This window comes from Gluconobacter sphaericus NBRC 12467 (assembly GCF_006539125.1).
GTDB lineage: Bacteria > Pseudomonadota > Alphaproteobacteria > Acetobacterales > Acetobacteraceae > Gluconobacter > Gluconobacter sphaericus.
Genome location: NZ_BJMK01000002.1, coordinates 134331 through 150934, shown reverse-complemented (window position 1 = coordinate 150934; position 16604 = coordinate 134331). Strand labels below are relative to the sequence as shown.

Here is a 16604-nt window from a genome sequence, read left to right as displayed (position 1 = left end):
CTTGATCGGTGGATGGGCGGGGAAGAAGCGGAACAGATGTCCCGCAGAAATCAGGTTGGCACACCGTGCGCCCGGAGGGACTCGAACCCCCAACCAAGCCGTTATGAGCGGCCGGCTCTAACCAATTGAGCTACAGGCGCGCGGGTGCAGTTCGAAATCGCCCAACTCGGGTCTTTTTGCAAGGGGCGACATGGTGGAATGTGTCTTTTTAAGTTAGTGTGTCACGCCTTCCCGTTCCCTAAAGGCCGTTCAGGCGACCTTTGCTGCCGTTGCGAGATGGCCTCACTGGTCCGTATTGCCCGAAGGGATATCCGATGCCTGCAAATATCGCGAAAATACCCAGTAGTACCCCACAGACATGATACAGGCCGGACCGGTCGCGCTCATCCGCCGACTGCGATGGCTTTATGCCCCCGACCCGGTCATGGCCGGATATGCGCTGCGAACGACCTTCACCTCTCTGCTCGCGCTCGGCATCGCCTTGTGGATGGAGCTCGGCAGTCCGCAATGGGCTGCCCTGACCGTCTGGATGGTCGCACAGGGCACACGCGGACGCAGCCTCGCGAAAGCCAAATGGCACCTGTTCGGCATGGTGGTCGGTGTCATCAGCGGAATCGTTCTGGTCGCCTCCTTTCCACAGGCGCCGCTGATGTTCATTCTTCTGCTGGCAGGCGGAATCGGCGCCTTCTGCATGATCGGCACCTTCATGCCCGGTCCGGCGTCCATGACGAACTACCGTATCCACGGTATGCGGGCCTCGGGCTTCACCTACGCGATTATCTCCCTCGACGGCATCGCGGACCCGCACCACATCTTCGCCATCGCCATGGCGCGCGCCACCTATATTCTGCTGGGGATCGTACTCGAAGCCTCGATTTCCGGACTCTTCCAGCTCGGCCTGACCAAACGGACACGCCGACAGCTCGCCAGCACGTTCGAGGACACGCTCAAACCCGCCCTGACCGCCATCGCAGACATCCTGATCGGCAAAGAAGGGGCCATGCAGAACGTGCAGGGTATCTTCACCCAGATCACGACGCTCGGCGATCAGGTAGAGTTCGCGGAAGTTGAGCTCGGCCGCCGCGACCATGCCGGCGACCATGCCCGCGCGGCACTGGCGGATATCGCAGTCCTTCTCGCCCGCGCGCTCGATCTGGCGACCCTCATGCGCTTGCCGCTCAGTCAGGACGACATGTTCCATCAGGAAGCCGAGACCATCCGGGATGTGTTTCTTAAACTCCCCACCCGGCTGGAAGGGACGGAGAACATGAACGCCATTCTGGCGGATCTGCTAGACCTGCGCCGTCAATGTCGCCAGAAGGTTGTGATCGATTTCAACACCGTTCAGCCGGATGGTGCCGCGCGCGAAGCCGTCCTGCGCCACGGGATGCTCCAGCAGGCCCTCGTTGAACTGATCGATGCGCTCCGCATGGCGCTGAGCCACTTCGAGGCCAGCCGGCACCCCGAAGCGCACGACCATTTCCACGCCCCGATCCTCTCCTATCGCGACTGGCAGCAGGCCATCACCAACAGCCTGCGCTCGTCCGTCACGGTCTTCGGAGCGGGACTGATCTGGATTTGCACCGCCTGGCCCAGCGGCCTGACCTTCATTATGTTCGTCTGCATCATCTGCAGCCTGTTCTCCACGCTAGAGCGCCCCGCGCTGGCCACGCAGGCGTTCCTGCGCGGCGCGTGCTGTGCGGTCGTGGCCGCCGGCGTGCTCAATCTCGCCCTGATGGGCAAATCCACGACGTTCGAAATGCTGGGCATGTGGTCAGGCCTTGCCATGATGATCGGCGGTCTAGCCTTCGCTTACCCGCCCCTGACCCTTCCCGCCGTGTCGTACAACCTCTTCCTGCCGATCCTCATCGGGCCGTCCAATCAGGCAAAGACCGACGAAATCGTCTATTTCAACACGGCTCTGCCGCTCGTTCTGGGCCTGCTTTACGCCTCCTGGATGTACCGGGTCTTCCTGCCTTATGATCCCGCACACCAGCGCTGGACCATGCGCGGACACATCCTGCGGGACCTGCACCGCATCGCCAATGGCCGGATGCAGGAAACGGTGGATAGCGTGGTGTCACGCAACGTGGACCGTTTCGTCCGGCTCATGACCAATTCGGGCTCGACGCCATCCCCAATCATACAAGCCTATCTGACGGGAATCCTGTCAGGCATGCGCGTCATGCTCAACCTGCTGCGTCTTCAGGCCATCCGTCGCGATAAACGGCTCAACCGGAACGCCACAAAGGCGCTCGCCCTCGTCATGGGGCGCATGAGCCATTTCAGCGGCCGCTATCACGGCCATTACGGCCGCACCCTGCGGGCAACGAAACTCGCGATCCTGAATCTGCGGACCTGCGAACGCACCGAATCCCGCCCCCGCGAGCGTTTCATCCTGATCGCTGCCCTGACCAGTCTGGACGTCATCGCCACGGAGCTGGACACGAACCGCATTTTCTTCGATGCAAATAGCCCGTATCTCGACCCCTCCGTCCGCTCTGAAGAACTGGAATCGACCGGCTGAACGCTGGCTGCCCCCCTGACTGAATCCGGGCTGACACAATCCTCACGAACCGATCACGAAGAAATGTTCTGAAACACACTTCCCTTTTCCGGGAAACGGAGGAATTGTTCGTTTTCAGCCGCGGGATACCGCGGACGACAGGTTTAAGACCTACTGGGTTTCAGAACTAAGGATACCGTGATGTTTCGTCGTATCGTGCCCGTCCTCGGCCTCGCCCTCGGGCTCGGTCTGGCTTCCCAGGCCGCCATGGCACAGGAACAGTCCCCCCCGCCCCCGCCAGCCGTTCAGGGCACGCCAAGCAAGGACTTCACGGGCGTTTCGCCCGCCAATCTCGCCGGCATCATGAACTACTGCGTCGAGCAGCAGTACGTCTCCTATGACGAAGGCAACCCGGTTCTTTACGGGCTGAGCGAGAAGTACAAGGCAACCGAACAGACGGTCGGCAATTTCGACTATGCGCTCGGCACCGCCGGTTACTTCGACAGCAACGGCAAGCGCTTCTACCTCGTGGCCTACACGAACGAAGACGACCGCCGCGCCGCCTGTCACGCAGCCGTCAAGGCCGCACAGCCGATGCTCTGAGCCCTGCCCGCAGGACCCGGATTTCGCAAAAACTCCCCTGCCCCACGGCACGGGGAGTTTTTTTATGCACACTTCCCGCCGCTGGGCCGGGCTTCGCCCCTTTCCGCTCTGGGCAGGGACCACAGGCGCCGGTAATATCCCCGCCTCTCCAAACAGTTCAGGACATGAACATCATGGACATTTCCAAAATCTCGCCCGGCAAGGACCTGCCCAACGACATCAACGTCGTCATCGAAATCCCGCAGGGATCGCAGGTGAAGTACGAAGTGGACAAGGACAGCGGCGCCCTCATCGTTGACCGTTTCCTCTTCACGCCGATGGCCTATCCGGCTGCCTACGGCTTCATTCCGGGCACGCTGGCAGCCGATGGCGATCCGGCCGACGCCCTTGTCCTGACGCCAGCAGCCGTTGTTCCGGGCTCCGTGATCCGCGCCCGTCCGATCGGCATGCTGAAGATGGAAGACGAAAGCGGCCAGGACGAGAAGATCATCTGCGTCCCGCACGACAAGGTGCATCCGCAGTTCTCCAACGTGCATTCAGTGGACGACCTGCCTGAAATCACGAAGAAGGCGATCACGCATTTCTTCGAGCGCTACAAGGATCTGGAGCCCAACAAGTGGGTCAAGGTCACGGGCTGGGCTGACAAGACAGAAGCCGGCAAGGTCATCATGGAAGCGCTCGCCGCCGCCAAATAAGACCGATCAGGCTCAAGCCGGGCGTATCAGCTCCGTGCACGAGCCCGCCCGATACTTTTGCAAAAACCCTGTCTCCCCTCGGGAGACAGGGTTTTTTCTCACCTGACATAACATCGTTTTGTGATTATTTACGACTTAAGTAACACTATTTCATAAACTTTATCGCTAAATATGTGTTATATCGCCGTTGCTAATCTGCTTTCCAAGGAATCAGCGGCTTGTCTCGAGTCCATATCCACGCAGTTTTCTGCCTGGCCACATTTCTTCCCTCCTGCGCAATCGCCCAGAGCCTTGGAGCCACAAGCACCACAGCTCAGGATGGCACCGCACAGACATCTCCCGTCTCCAGAACCACGTTTGCTTCCAGCTCAGCGCCATTAACCGTCCAGAGCTACACCCCCAATGCAAAAGTGACCCAGATCCAGGTCACGGCGCCCTTGCAACCCGAGACACCAGTCGTCTGGCCCTCCGAAAACTCCGAACTGCCCAGCGAGCGCGTCAGCACGCCGTTGAACCAGATCTATTTCGGCAATGAATGGGTCCCGCCCCTGCCGCATCCCGAAGCCATTCTCGTCGATCCATTCGGCTGGAACACCTGGTTGCGGGACCGGGGCGTGGCCATCATGATGGATACGACCAACGAGTTTTCGGGCGCCATCACCAGCCCCACCAAGGGCTATGGCCTGCGTCAGGGCAGCAGCAATGCCGGCCAGTACAGCCTTGAAAACGATATCGACTGGGAAAAGCTTGCCAATGTACGCGGCTTCTCGACCCATGCGCTCGTCGTGGGCCGGTACGGCATCCCTGGTAGCCGTATGTTCGGTGACAACCTCAACCCGAGCTCCGAAATTTACGGTGCAGGCGGCAACGTGGTCGTCCATCTCGTCTACGCCTACGCGGAAGAGACGATCGCCAAGGGCCGTGTGGACCTTGCGGGCGGCCGTATTCCATTCCTGAACGATTTCTCCGCCAGCCCGCTGTACTGCACTTTCCAGAACAACGCGTTCTGCGGAAACCCCAAAGCATCTTCCGACAATATCACCCATTCATCCTATCCGGATGCAAGCTGGGCGTTCCGAGTGCGGACACGCCCCACCACCAGCACCTACATCCAGACGGGCGTCTATTTTTCCCAGGCCGGCATTTACGCCAACACGCAGTATCGTACGGGCTTCAAATTTAACGGTGCGGACATCCACGGCGAGGCCATTCCGGTCGAAGCTGGCTGGGAGCCCCTGTTCGGAAAAGACAAGCTGCCCGGCCATTACAAGGTTGGCTATACAATCGACAATGCACCGCATAAGGACAATTATTACGATGTAAACGGGCAGCCGTATGTCCTGACCGGAAAGTCGGCCCGCACCCTGAACTACTCATGGTCGGCCTGGGTACTCGCGGATCAGATGATCCTGCGCCATCACGTCAAAGGCAATGCGGATGCGGGTCTGATTCTGCTGGGCGGCATGTATGCCAACAGCCCCCGCACGCAGCTCAGAGCGCAGCAATATTCCGCCGGCCTTATCGACAGCGGATTCTGGGCAGCCCGTCCGCTGGATACGATCGGCATCAACTTCTCCTATGTGCGCGTCTCCAAATACGCGACAGCAACGGAGCGTCTGCAGGCCATGTCCGGACTACCCCTCATGGCCAGCTCTCTGACGCCACAGACCTTTGGTGAAGTGTTCGAAGCAACCTACCGCATTCATGTCATGCGCGGCATCACCTTCGCGCCCGACTTCCAGTACTATTTCCACCCAGGCGCCCAGAAGGCCCTCAAGGACGCAGCAATGCTCGGCTTCAAAAGCCACGTCCAGTTCTTCTGATCCCCTATCCAGGAAGCATCGTTTCCCACGATGCTTCCTTTACGTTCCGCCCACACCGTTCTGTCAGCAAAGCGGCCAGATCTGCTGCCTGCCTGCGGATTTCCGGAATGGCCGTCGTCTCGAACAATGTTCCCCAGCGCATCGGCCCCAGCGCGAACAAGTCTCCAGAACAGCGCCCGGCCGCATCTGTCAGCGCGCCATCCTCGCGACAGTGCAATCCACCCAGAGCGGTCTCCCGCACCATTCCGGCTTCCAGAAGCTCATGGGGAAGAGTATCTGCCATCTGCCGGTAAGCCCGGCTTGGTCCCGTACAATTCACAACATGATCGGCGGACAGCGTGAACAGGCCTGTCCTGTCACGTGCCCGGATCAGCACGCGCCCGGCCTCCAGAGCCAGATGGGTTACCTGCCCCCGCCGGCAATCCAGCGTGCCATTTTCCAGTTCCGCCCTCATGAAATCTGCCACATCCGGCGCCACGCGATGCCGCACGATGTCCCAGCGTCGCTGAAGATGCCGCCGGAAGCGCTGTTTTTCCGCCAGATCCAGAGCCTGCCACAGCGGATTGATCCGCGGACGCAGCGCATCGACCACACTTCGCCAGCCACTCCCTTTGGCCAGACTGGCCCGGAACGCCCGGAAATATGCCCGCGCCGTCGCAGGTGTTCCGGCGGGAATGATGGCCGTTTTTGCGGGAGCGGAAGGCGCATGACGCTCGGGACACCAGCCATGACGGGACAGGGCCACAACCCGCCCCCGATGACCGTTTTCGCGCAGGCGCATCAGCACGTCGAGGGAGGTCAGCCCCGTTCCGATCAGAACAACAGCCGCATCAGGCGCGATCCGGTCATAGAATCCGTTGTCCCAGCCCGAGGGATGATACTGCCTCCTCAAAACCAAGTCCGGGTCTACCTTGGCAACAGGCGCGGGGCCGAAATTGCCGGTCGCGAGCACAACCTGATCTGCCTGAAGCCTCTCTCCATCACCGAGCGCCAGTTCCAGCCGCCCCGCGACGCGATGGCAGGACAGCACGCTGGTCTGCCGCCACTCAGGACGCCCCTCCGCCCAGAGACTGGACAGATACTGCCCGAACACAGCCCTCGGCATGAACTGGCCGGGCGTGACTTCCGCATCGTGATGCACACGGAGCCAGCGCAGGAAATGCTCCGGATCATCGGGATCAGCACTCATGCCGCCCGCTGGAACATTGAGAAAATGGCAGGGAGACAGCGTGGAATAGGCCAGCCCGACCGCAGGGCGTTCCGCAGGATCGATCACGATGATCCGCGCCTGAACATGCATCCTGCGTAGGTTCCAGGCCAGCAGCGTTCCGCTGGCCCCGCCTCCTATGATAACAATGAGAGGGCGGTCTGAAGGGGACATGCTGCCGTTTTTCTCCACTGAATCGTCTGCAAAGCGGAGCATGACTAAAACAACGGAAACTGAGCAGGACGTTTCGTAACAGACGTTCTCGAAAACCGCTCAACAGAACATCAGAAAACCTGCCCCAGAAGGCAATAGTCCGTAATTTTCAATATTCTGGAAACCTTCTGGAGCGGGCGATGGGATTCGAACCCACGACCCCAACCTTGGCAAGGTTGTGCTCTACCCCTGAGCTACGCCCGCACTCCGTGGAGGGGCTTATGGCCGAATCCCGAACATCGTGCAAGAGGCAACATGCACCTTCCGCCAACAGTGCTCAGACATGAAAACTGATATCGGCCAGGAGGGGAAATCTGAAACGAAAAAAGGCACCCGAAGGTGCCTTTTTCGATGGAGCGGGCGATGGGATTCGAACCCACGACCCCAACCTTGGCAAGGTTGTGCTCTACCCCTGAGCTACGCCCGCACTCCGTGGAGGGGCTTATGACCGAATCAACATCACAGCGCAAGAGGAATTTTTCGATTCAGAAGCAATATTCTTTTTCAGACACAACACCCCAAGTCACAGGACAGCACCCGGGACTTGCACACCGGAGACGCACATCCGATCTTTCAGGGAACTTGTCTTTCCAGCGAACGGTTTCCGCCCCCATGAGCAGCACATTCGACGAACACCTGATTGGTCAGTCTTCCAGCAAAGCAGCGGCAGGCGCAGCCGCCACCATCATTGACGCCGATCAGACGAATTTCATGACAGATGTCGTGGAAGCCAGTCGGGAAATCCCGGTTCTGGTCGATTTCTGGGCTCCCTGGTGCGGTCCTTGCAAACAGCTCACCCCTGTACTCGAAAAGGTCGTCCAGGCGGCTGGAGGGCGCGTCAGACTCGTCAAGGTCGATGTGGAAGCCAATCAGGCCCTCGCCGCACAACTCGGCCAACTGGGTCTACCGCTCCAGTCCATTCCGCTTGTCGTGGCTTTCTGGAAAGGTCAGGTGCTGGATCTTTTCCAGGGTGCCCAGCCGGAAAGCGAAGTCCGCCGTTTCGTGGAATCCCTTCTGAAACTGGCCGGTGACGTCATGCCAGCAACGGAAATCCTGGCAGCAGCCCGTCAGGCGTTGGCAGACGGACACGCGGATCAGGCCGCCGCTCTGTTCTCGCAGCTTCTGGAATCCGAGCCTGAAAACCCTGAAGCCTGGGGCGGCATGATCCGGGCGCTCATTGCCCTGAACGAACCCGAAGCCGCCCAGGACGCTTCCGCGCAGGTGCCTGCAAAGCTGGACAGGCATTCCGAGGTCACCGGTGCCCGCGCTGCGCTGGCCCTCCACACCGAGGGCGCCAAGGCCGCCTCAGAACTTGAAACGCTTAGCCGGCAGAGCGCTGCCTCACCGAACGATTTCGACCTGCGCCTCAGACTGGCCGCCGCCCTCAACGGCGCAGGCGAGCGTGCGGAAGCCGCCAATACCCTGCTCGATATCCTCCGCAAGGATCGTAACTGGAACGACGGCGCCGCAAAAACAGAACTTCTGCGCTTTTTCGAAGCGTGGGGGCATACGGATCCTGATACGCTGGCGGCACGACGCAAACTCTCTTCCCTTCTGTTTTCGTGAGCCGATGACCGAAACGCCCGACCTTCCATCCGCCGAACGTCCCCGCCGTGCGCCCCCCCTGACGGAACTGACGCTCGCCGACATTCCGCCACGTGTCGGCCTGTTCCCGCTTTCGGGCGCGCTGCTGCTGCCGGGCGGGCACCTGCCACTGCTGGTCTTTGAGCCTCCTTATGTGGCCCTGCTTGAGGATGCGCTGGCCGGGCGGCGGATGATCGGCGTGATCCAGCCCCTCATGGACCCGGACACGGACGAACACCCTCTGCTCTACCGGACCGGAACACTGGGCCGCATCACGGAATTTACCGAACATGTCGATGGCACATTCTCCGTAACCCTGCTCGGCATTTCCCGGTTTCGCCTGATCCGCGAGACATCGACAGATCAGGGATGGCGCGAAGGCATCATAGACGCCACCCCCTTCGCGGCAGACCTCGTCGAGGAAGATCCCCTGCCAATCAACCGCGATCTGCTGTTGAACGGCCTTAAAACCTATCTGGAATCCCGCGACCTACAGGCAAGCTGGCCGCTGATCGAAGATATGGACGATGAAACGCTGCTGGTTGTCCTGCCGATGCTCGTGCCGTTCACTCCGGTGGAAAAACAGTCTCTTCTGGAAGCCATGACGTTGGATGAACGCGCCGGGCTCTTGCTGGATCTTCTTGAGAGGGGCATGGAATAGTTATGACGACTGAACTCGATCCCCGCCTCCTATCCCTTCTGGTCTGCCCGGTTACCAAGGGGCCGCTGACCTATGACCGCGAGACCCAGGAGCTCATCAGCCCCCGGGCGAAGCTGGCTTTCCCGATCCGGGACGGCATTCCCATCATGCTGCCCGAAGAGGCACGCCAGATCGACGCCTGATCCCTGTCCGGGAGATCAGGCCTTTTCTGTGGTACTGGTCGGAGAAGGTGTTTTCCGGCCCTCCAGCACGCGCTGTGACGGGCGGGAGGGGCTTTTGCGGACCTTGAAGTTCCGTACAACGCGCGTCAGTTCGCCAGCATCACCCACCAGTTTCTGACTGGCGCCACTGGTCTGGTGGACGATCGCGGCGTTGCTTTTGGTCACCCCCTCGAGCTGCGTCGTGCTGGCGTTGATGTCCATAATGCGCCGGGCCTGGGCCTCAGCCCCCGAGGCGATCTGTCCCACCGCCGTTCCCAGACGCTCGACGGACGTGCTGATATTACCCAGGGCCGTTCCGGTTTCGTCGACCATCTGCACGCCGCGCTGCACATCTTCCATGCTACTGGCGATCAGGGATTTGATTTCCTTGGCGGCCGTGGCGGAACGCTGGGCCAGAGCCCGGATTTCCTGTGCGACAACTGCAAAACCACGCCCCGCGTCCCCGGCATGGGCAGCTTCGACGCCGGCGTTGAGGGCCAGAAGATTGGTCTGGAACGCGATCTCGTCGATCACGCCGATGATCTGGACGATGCGGTTGGAAGACGATGAAATCTTGGCCATGGCCTCGACGGTTTTGGCGACGATATCGCGGCCCTGCTCGGTTTCCTGACAGCAGTCGGCTACGGTCGTATCGGCCTGACGGGCTTCGTCGGCGACTTCTTTCACCGAAGACGTCAGTTCCGTAATGTTGCGGGCCACAGCCGCCAGGGCGTCGACCTGTTCGGCGATGCGGCAGGTGATGTTCTCGGTGGAGCCACTGATTTCGCGCGCGCGCTGCTCCACGGCTCCGGAAGTTTCACGGACGGCATGGACAATACGTCCCAGCCCTTCGCAGGCCCGATGGAAAGCACCGCTCATGCGGGTCGAGCCGTTTTCCAGCGCCGGGTCGATCTGCTGGACCAGATCGCCTCCGGCCATGCGATCGAGCGCGTCCGCCAGCGCGTCCGACAGGGCGGCAAGGCTCTGTATCCGCTCGTTTTCGGCGCGTGAACGCTCACGGACATCCAGATTTTGCGTGTAGGTTTCCAGCCCGAGTTCCATGTCCAGAAGACCGCAGCGGATCAGCAGGCCAATCTGCGCTGCGGCCTCCTCGGCGGAGGTTCCCCGGGCCGGACGTCGCAAAAGGCGATCGAGCAGGCTGCGGCGCGGTTGCGGCCAGTACTGGCGGAGCAGGTCCGTCACCATACCTTCAATCAGCAGGGCATAACCGCCGACATACCACTGCGGCTTGAGGCCGATCCGGGCATGGGTGTTGCCGATGGCGCGGGTGCTCTCGACATAATCGGCACCGAAGTCACCTTGAAGAATCCGCTTCCAGTGCTTTTCCTGCTGGTTGCGTGCACCGATGCGATGCTGCTCGTTGGCAAAAAAGCGGTTCAGGGCCGGAGTCTTGTGAATCCGACCATAGAAGCGGTCCAGCGCAGGCCCGAGCACCCCCAGCGCCTGAGGGCGGATTCTGGCCAGATGAGCTTTCTCAGCTGCGCCGATGCCAAGAAACAGCAGCCGCTCGGCAATGTCTGCCTTGACCTGCTCAGTCATAGTCGGAGTCTCCAGAGCGTCGATTTGGCGCGTGTTCAGAGCAATGCCCGTAACACACCAAGAGTTACGCAATCATGAAGAAGGGCCGACAATCCCGGGATCAGTTGGACGCGTTGTTCTGTCCGTAGGAGACTTCGGTATCGGGGGTTGCGGGCTGGGGAGCGATATTGACGCTGTTGCCCTGACCGCCGCCGAAGGACACACTCCCCGGAGACGCGCTGTTGGCCGTATCATGCGAGGCCGAGGGCGGACTTTCTGCACCCGGCGGCATCGGCATGACCGGAGCATCATCGGCATAGGACGTGCCGCTGGCATGACGGTGATGGGGGCTGCGGTGGGAGTTATGGGAATAATGGCCAGGGGCGGCGCCTGGCGGCGGGAGGGCGGCCATGTCTGGCGCGGGCCCGCTGAACATGGACCCACATCCTGCCGTGGCGAGAAACGAGAGCATGAAGAAAGGGGAAACGAAGCGCATAAGACACAACATAGCACTTTTCGGCGGTTGACGCATCCCTTTGCGGGATGGGACACAGCGCGTTCTTCCCCGCCGCCCGTCCCTGCCGAGCGGCATGTCCAGCAAGGATGCATTCACCATGTTCGAAGGCCGGATCACGTCTCCCGCCGCGCGGCGCCGCGCCTGGTGGGACAGTCTGTTCGTGGACCATTCCATCTTCCGGCTGGGCTGGACCAACCTCGCCCCTGTCGTGCCGGGCAAGGTCTGGCGCTGTAATCATCCCACGCCCGCACGCCTGCGCAGCCTGACGCGACGGCTGCATCTGAAGACGCTCGTGAACCTGCGCGGGCATCGCAAATGCGGCTCGGATGCGCTATCCCGGGGCGCCAGCGCGAAACTGGGACTGACGCATCTGGACATGGCTTTCGAGAGCCGGGGCGCGCCGCACCGGGACCGTATCCTGCGCTTTTACGACATGTACCAGACGCTCACCTTCCCCATGCTCATGCATTGCAAGTCCGGTGCGGACCGGGCAGGCCTGGCGTCAGGTCTGGTGCTGATGTTTGAAGGCGGCACGGCTCAGGACGCACTGGGGCAGTTGCACTGGCGGTTCGGGCATTTCAACCGCTCGCGCACGGGCATTCTGGACGCGTTCTTCCTCCGCTATCAGAAAGAAGCGGAAGGGCGCCTGCCGTTTCTGGACTGGGTTCGGGACGAGTATGACGAGGACCGTCTACGGGCCGATTTCAAGGCCGGGAAGCTGGCATCCTTCGTAAACGACAGCATTCTGCGCCGGGAATAGGCCTCAATCCGGCTTGACGTCTGCCGGGCCGAGAGAGCGGATCAGGTCCAGCATCCGCTTGCGGACCGCAGGGTCCGGGATGCGGTAATAGGAGCGTACCAGATCGACCGTCTCGCGGCGGCCGAACAGGGCGGCCTCGTCCACTGGAAGATCGAACAGACGCGGCGGCGGTGCAGCCGGACGAGGCGGTGGGGCCCCGAATGCCGACTGCGTCTCAGCGAACCCCGTGACGGGGGACTGCACAGCAGGCGTCTGGTCGAAAGCCGGATTGAATGTTGGAGCGGAACCGGAAAACGGCCGTGATGCGCTGGACGGTGCGGACGGGCGCACCTCCTGCATATCATCAAAAAAGAAGCCGATCGGCACATCCAGAACCTGCGCCAGATCGTAGAGGCGGCTAGCGCCCACGCGGTTGGCCCCGCGCTCGTATTTCTGGATTTGCTGGAAGGTCAGCCCCAGAGCCTCGCCGAGTTTTTCCTGCGACAGCCCCATGAGTGTGCGACGCAGCCGGATGCGGTTGCCGACATGGACATCCACCGGTCCGGCAGCAGCGGAACTGCGGGATTCAGGGCGGGTGCGATCCGGGGAGGATTCTTTTTCTGACACACGCAAATGGTTAATAAGACAACCCTGGATTGTCAATGTTAACCTTTATACACCCCCATGTCCCAGTCACGCTTCTTACGTTCTGTGGGGATGAGCGCCAGAATCATGCACAGAATTGACAGCGCAAGCGGGGTGGCGCGGCCGAAACGGGAAAAGAAGGTCGGGGGAAGCGGTGACGGAATATCACTAACCAGCACGCCGGCCCGGCCCCAGCCCAGACGGGCCGTCTCGTGTCCGGTGGCGTCATAGATGGCGGAAATACCGGTATTGTTGGCGAAGACAACCGGAAGCCCTTCTTCCACGGCCCGCATCCGTCCCGTGGCGAGATGCTGGCGGGGGCCGGCACTATTGCCGTACCAGGCGTCATTCGAGATCGTGACGAGCCAGTTCGGGCGCTCATTCCGGGCCGTGACGGAGCCCGAGAAAATGATCTCGTAGCAGACCATCGGGCCTACGCGCCCTATACCCGGAAGATCCCAGGTTTTCAGGCCCGACCCCGGTGTCAGGACGCCCGGCAGGACGTTGAAAGGCAGGATCCAGGGCTGGTATTCTCCGAACGGGACGAGACGGCTCTTATCGTAGATCGCCGCAATGCTTCCATCAGGAGCAACGGCAATCAGGCTGTTGAACCAGTCCTTGCCGGATTCACGGTCCGAACCGATCAGCGCCGGGGCGCCATCGGCGGCGCGGGCGATCATCTGCCGGGCCAGCGTGTCCTCATCCAGAAGGCCAGGAAAGCCAGATTCCGGCCAGATCACCACAGGCGAACGACTACCCTCCGCGAAGGCTTTCTGGGCGCCCTGCGCGGTCAGGCTCAGATAGCGGCGGAAATTACCGACCGCGTCCGCGTGGCTGATGACTTCAGCTTCAGGCACGTTGCCCTGCACCAGAACCGCGCGGGGATTGATAATGTTCAGCGGCGTGGCGGACGACAGGCGCCATGCTCCTGCGGCGATCCACAACACGGACACAGCCAGCACGCCCACAGCCGCGCGTCTGCCACGGAACAGAGCGAGAGAGCCGAGCACTAATGCAAGCGACAGGCCGTCTACGCCCAGAACCGAAGCCGGCTGGATCATGACGTCTCCGACGAAACCCGGGAGTTCAAGATCACTGCCCAGCGGGTTCCACGGAAAGCCCGAGAACATGAAGACGCGCCCCATGTCCATGACGGTCCAGCTTCCTGCGAACATCAGCACCCGCCGCCAGCCGGGACGTACTACGCGACACAGGATCGCCGGGACGCAGATGAAGGGGGCGATCAGTAGTGCCACGCCGGGGGACGCGAAGGGGACAACCCACCAGAATTCATGAACACGGGTAAGAATGGCGTTGGTCAGCCAGTAGAGCCCGACTGTGTGAAAGCCCATGCCGAACATGAATCCGCACCAGGCCGCCTGTTTCCATGAGCGCGCGTCTTCGGAGACGCGATAGAGGATCATCAGTCCCACAGGCAGCAGGAACAGGACGTGCACCGGCGGCAGGGACAGCGCTGCCAACCCACCGGCGAGCAACATCAGTCCGGCCAGGCGCCAGCCACGGACAGGGAGCGTCGAAATCATGAAGGAACCGTCCGGCTGACGAAAAGGCTGAAACAGAAAACAGCCGGACTGTGAAGGTCCGGCTGCGGGAAAGCTCAGTCGAGAGCGTCGCGCAGGCGACGTTCGTAATGTCGGTAATATTTATCCGCCAGAAGTTCGCTCTTCACCAGAACAGCGACATCCGTCGTGTTGAACTGCTCGTCCACGACCGCGCCGTCACCGACATAGCCACCCAGTCGCAGATAACCCTTGATCAACGGTGGCAGTTTGTTGAGGCAGGCGCGGTAATCCAACACGTGCGGGTCAGTCCGCTGCATTTCCACATAACGGTCCGGAAGCGCGCGGATGCGCAGTGCCGGCGGGGCCAGGTGGTTATGATGCATGTAAGTGAGCTGGTCGGCCAGAGCGTCCGGGTTCGTGCCCGGAAGACTGCCGCAGCCAAACAGCACGTCGATCCGGTGCAGGAAGATGTAGGAGGCAATACCGCGCCACAGGAGCTGCATCGCAGACCGGCCGCGATATTCCTTCGCGACACAGGAGCGCCCGACTTCAAGCAGTCGACCGGGAAATTCCGTCAAGGTCGAAATGTCATATTCGGAAGACGTGTAAAAACGCCCAACCTTCTCGGCAGCGTCAGAGCGCAACAGACGGTAGGTACCGACGACGCCAGCAGCGCCCGGGCCTTTGGCGTGGTCGATGACCAGAAGGTGATCGGCGGCCTCATCGAATTCGTCCACGTCACGTTTGGTGCGGAAGGCACGTTCATCAGGACGGGCGCCGAGCTCCTCGAAGAAAACACGATAGCGTAGAGCTTGAGCGGCATCGCGTTCCTCAGCCGTCTCGGCGATGCGCACACCCAGCGTGCCGCCCCGCAGTTCCTGAAAGCCGCCTTCGCGGTTCAGGGAAAGCGTGGAGAGCGTCTCCATCTGACGCAGCGTTTCCTCGCTGCTGGCCAGCGTATGGGGTGCCGGAGCCGATGCAGGCGCCGAAACTGAAGCGACTGTGGCGTCATCTGGAACGGAAAGAGGTGTGCCAGCCGGTTTGGTGGTCATGATCCGCTCTTGTTGCTGTTTTCTGAAGGAGATGTTTGCCTGTCATCAGGTTCGGCGCGGCGGCCGAACAATTCGATCCGATGCGAGACAAGGTCAAACCCCAGACGCTGGGCAAGCTGGGCCAGAAGACGGACCGGCTCCTCGTCCTCAAATTCGACGACGCGGCCACTGTCCACATCGATCAGATGATAGTGATTGCCGCTGTCACTGGCTTCGTAACGTGCACGACCGCCACCGAAATCACGGCGTTCGAGAATGCCTTTTTCTTCCAGAAGGCGGACGGTGCGGTAGACCGTTGCCACGGAAATGCGGCTGTCGATCTCGGACGCGCGGCGATACAGTTCCTCGACGTCCGGGTGATCATCAGCCACGGACAGAACATGGGCGATCACCCGTCTCTGCCCGGTCATTTTCAGGCCGCTTTCCACACACAGGCGGGCAATGTGCGAATCATCCGGCACAGGGGAAGACGGGGCCTTCCGATTCCCTAGGCTGGCGCGTCTCTCGGCGATTTTCGTATCTGCGACCATATCTGCGGACTAGCCGAAAAACAGGCATCTTGTCCACTTCGTGGAGCCTGTCAGACTTTTTCCTACCGCCAGGATGAAGAAACCGGCGGCAGGAAAAAGCGACTCTCAGTCTTCGCGACGACGGCCGAGGCCGATCTTGCGGGCCAGAGAGGAGCGGTGGTTCACGTAGTTCGGCGCAACCATCGGATATTCCGGCGGCAGACCCCAGCGCTCACGGTATTCCTGCGGCGTCATGTTATAGGCGGTCTTGAGGTGACGGCGCAGCAGCTTCAGCTTCTTACCGTCTTCCAGGCAGATGATGTAGTCCGGAAAAACCGACTTGCGCGGCGAAACAGCCGGCACAGGCTTTTCAACAGGAGCCTCTTCCGGAACGTTCACCGTTGCAAGAGAGTCATGAACGGACCGGATCAAAGCCGGAAGAGCGTCAGCCGGAATATCGTTGTTCGATACATAGGCCGTGACGATCTGCGCGGTCAGCTGATGCAGTTCGGGGGCATTTGTCTCTTGCGACATTGTAATTAAGTCCTTCATCCTTGAGCGAGTGAGCATGTAGCAGTCATAAATTGG

General features: G+C 60.9%; 16 protein-coding genes and 3 tRNA genes. 8 read left to right on the top strand and 11 right to left on the bottom strand.

Translation table 11 applies throughout. From position 1 onward, the window contains the following. Positions 1-66: 66 nt before the first annotated feature. A tRNA-Ile gene (locus tag GSP01_RS02810) sits at positions 67-140 on the bottom strand. A gap of 218 nt (positions 141-358) precedes the next feature. Between GSP01_RS02810 and GSP01_RS02805 the strand changes: the two genes are divergently transcribed. The 4 genes from GSP01_RS02805 (at position 359) to GSP01_RS02790 (ending at position 5627) form a co-directional block, all read left to right on the top strand. Next, positions 359-2527 (top strand): FUSC family protein, encoded by a 2169-nt coding sequence (locus GSP01_RS02805; RefSeq protein WP_141350456.1) that lies wholly within the window; start codon positions 359-361, stop codon positions 2525-2527. A gap of 180 nt (positions 2528-2707) precedes the next feature. Then, a complete protein-coding gene (gene adhS, locus GSP01_RS02800; RefSeq protein WP_062030014.1) occupies positions 2708-3109 on the top strand; it encodes an alcohol dehydrogenase subunit III in 402 nt (133 codons plus the stop codon). Between the two features lie 173 nt (positions 3110-3282). Next, positions 3283-3804: an inorganic diphosphatase gene (gene ppa, locus GSP01_RS02795; RefSeq protein WP_141350453.1), complete on the top strand. Its 522-nt coding sequence runs from the start codon at positions 3283-3285 to the stop codon at positions 3802-3804. A 218-nt stretch (positions 3805-4022) separates the two neighbouring features. Further along, on the top strand, positions 4023-5627 hold the full coding sequence (locus tag GSP01_RS02790) for a carbohydrate porin (protein ID WP_141350451.1): 1605 nt from the start codon (positions 4023-4025) through the stop codon (positions 5625-5627). A 4-nt stretch (positions 5628-5631) separates the two neighbouring features. On the opposite strand, the gene GSP01_RS02785 is transcribed toward GSP01_RS02790, so the two are convergent. The 3 genes from GSP01_RS02785 to GSP01_RS02775 form a co-directional block, all read right to left on the bottom strand. Further along, a complete protein-coding gene (locus GSP01_RS02785; RefSeq protein WP_167495461.1) occupies positions 5632-7008 on the bottom strand; it encodes an FAD/NAD(P)-binding protein in 1377 nt (458 codons plus the stop codon). 168 nt (positions 7009-7176) lie between these two features. After that, positions 7177-7251 (bottom strand) — tRNA-Gly (locus tag GSP01_RS02780). Between the two features lie 148 nt (positions 7252-7399). After that, a tRNA-Gly gene (locus GSP01_RS02775) sits at positions 7400-7474 on the bottom strand. 185 nt (positions 7475-7659) lie between these two features. On the opposite strand from GSP01_RS02775, the gene GSP01_RS02770 reads away from it, so the two are divergent. Genes GSP01_RS02770 through GSP01_RS02760 form a run of 3 tightly spaced genes read left to right on the top strand, consistent with a single transcriptional unit; the run spans position 7660 to position 9474 of the window. Beyond that, entirely contained in the window at positions 7660-8613 is a 954-nt protein-coding gene (locus tag GSP01_RS02770; RefSeq protein ID WP_141350447.1) for a thioredoxin family protein, read from the top strand. A gap of 4 nt (positions 8614-8617) precedes the next feature. Then, on the top strand, positions 8618-9292 hold the full coding sequence (locus GSP01_RS02765) for an LON peptidase substrate-binding domain-containing protein (protein WP_141350444.1): 675 nt from the start codon (positions 8618-8620) through the stop codon (positions 9290-9292). A 2-nt stretch (positions 9293-9294) separates the two neighbouring features. Continuing rightward, positions 9295-9474, top strand: a complete 180-nt coding sequence (locus tag GSP01_RS02760) for a Trm112 family protein (protein WP_011252335.1) — start codon at positions 9295-9297, stop codon at positions 9472-9474. A 15-nt stretch (positions 9475-9489) separates the two neighbouring features. Here GSP01_RS02760 and GSP01_RS02755 read toward each other — a convergent pair whose 3' ends face one another. Both GSP01_RS02755 and GSP01_RS02750 read right to left on the bottom strand, forming a co-directional pair. Continuing rightward, positions 9490-11052, bottom strand: coding sequence for a globin-coupled sensor protein (locus GSP01_RS02755; RefSeq protein ID WP_141350441.1), 1563 nt, complete (start codon positions 11050-11052; stop codon positions 9490-9492). A 100-nt stretch (positions 11053-11152) separates the two neighbouring features. Next, positions 11153-11467, bottom strand: a complete 315-nt coding sequence (locus GSP01_RS02750) for a hypothetical protein (RefSeq protein WP_228123730.1) — start codon at positions 11465-11467, stop codon at positions 11153-11155. 178 nt (positions 11468-11645) lie between these two features. On the opposite strand from GSP01_RS02750, the gene GSP01_RS02745 reads away from it, so the two are divergent. After that, positions 11646-12308 carry a protein-tyrosine phosphatase family protein gene (locus GSP01_RS02745; RefSeq protein ID WP_141350650.1) on the top strand — a complete coding sequence of 221 codons (663 nt, stop codon included), beginning with the start codon at positions 11646-11648 and terminating at the stop codon, positions 12306-12308. A 3-nt stretch (positions 12309-12311) separates the two neighbouring features. On the opposite strand, the gene GSP01_RS02740 is transcribed toward GSP01_RS02745, so the two are convergent. The 5 genes from GSP01_RS02740 to GSP01_RS02720 all read right to left on the bottom strand — a co-directional run bounded on the left by GSP01_RS02740 (position 12312) and on the right by GSP01_RS02720 (position 16550). Beyond that, positions 12312-12914: a helix-turn-helix domain-containing protein gene (locus tag GSP01_RS02740; RefSeq protein WP_373320026.1), complete on the bottom strand. Its 603-nt coding sequence runs from the start codon at positions 12912-12914 to the stop codon at positions 12312-12314. Positions 12915-12952: 38 nt separating this feature from the next. Beyond that, positions 12953-14476: an apolipoprotein N-acyltransferase gene (lnt, locus tag GSP01_RS02735; protein WP_141350436.1), complete on the bottom strand. Its 1524-nt coding sequence runs from the start codon at positions 14474-14476 to the stop codon at positions 12953-12955. Positions 14477-14550: 74 nt separating this feature from the next. Further along, positions 14551-15381 carry a GNAT family N-acetyltransferase gene (locus GSP01_RS02730; protein ID WP_011252341.1) on the bottom strand — a complete coding sequence of 277 codons (831 nt, stop codon included), beginning with the start codon at positions 15379-15381 and terminating at the stop codon, positions 14551-14553. A gap of 122 nt (positions 15382-15503) precedes the next feature. Continuing rightward, positions 15504-16037, bottom strand: a complete 534-nt coding sequence (locus GSP01_RS02725) for a Fur family transcriptional regulator (RefSeq protein WP_141350433.1) — start codon at positions 16035-16037, stop codon at positions 15504-15506. 105 nt (positions 16038-16142) lie between these two features. Then, positions 16143-16550, bottom strand: coding sequence for a MucR family transcriptional regulator (locus tag GSP01_RS02720; protein WP_141350430.1), 408 nt, complete (start codon positions 16548-16550; stop codon positions 16143-16145). Positions 16551-16604: the final 54 nt, after the last annotated feature.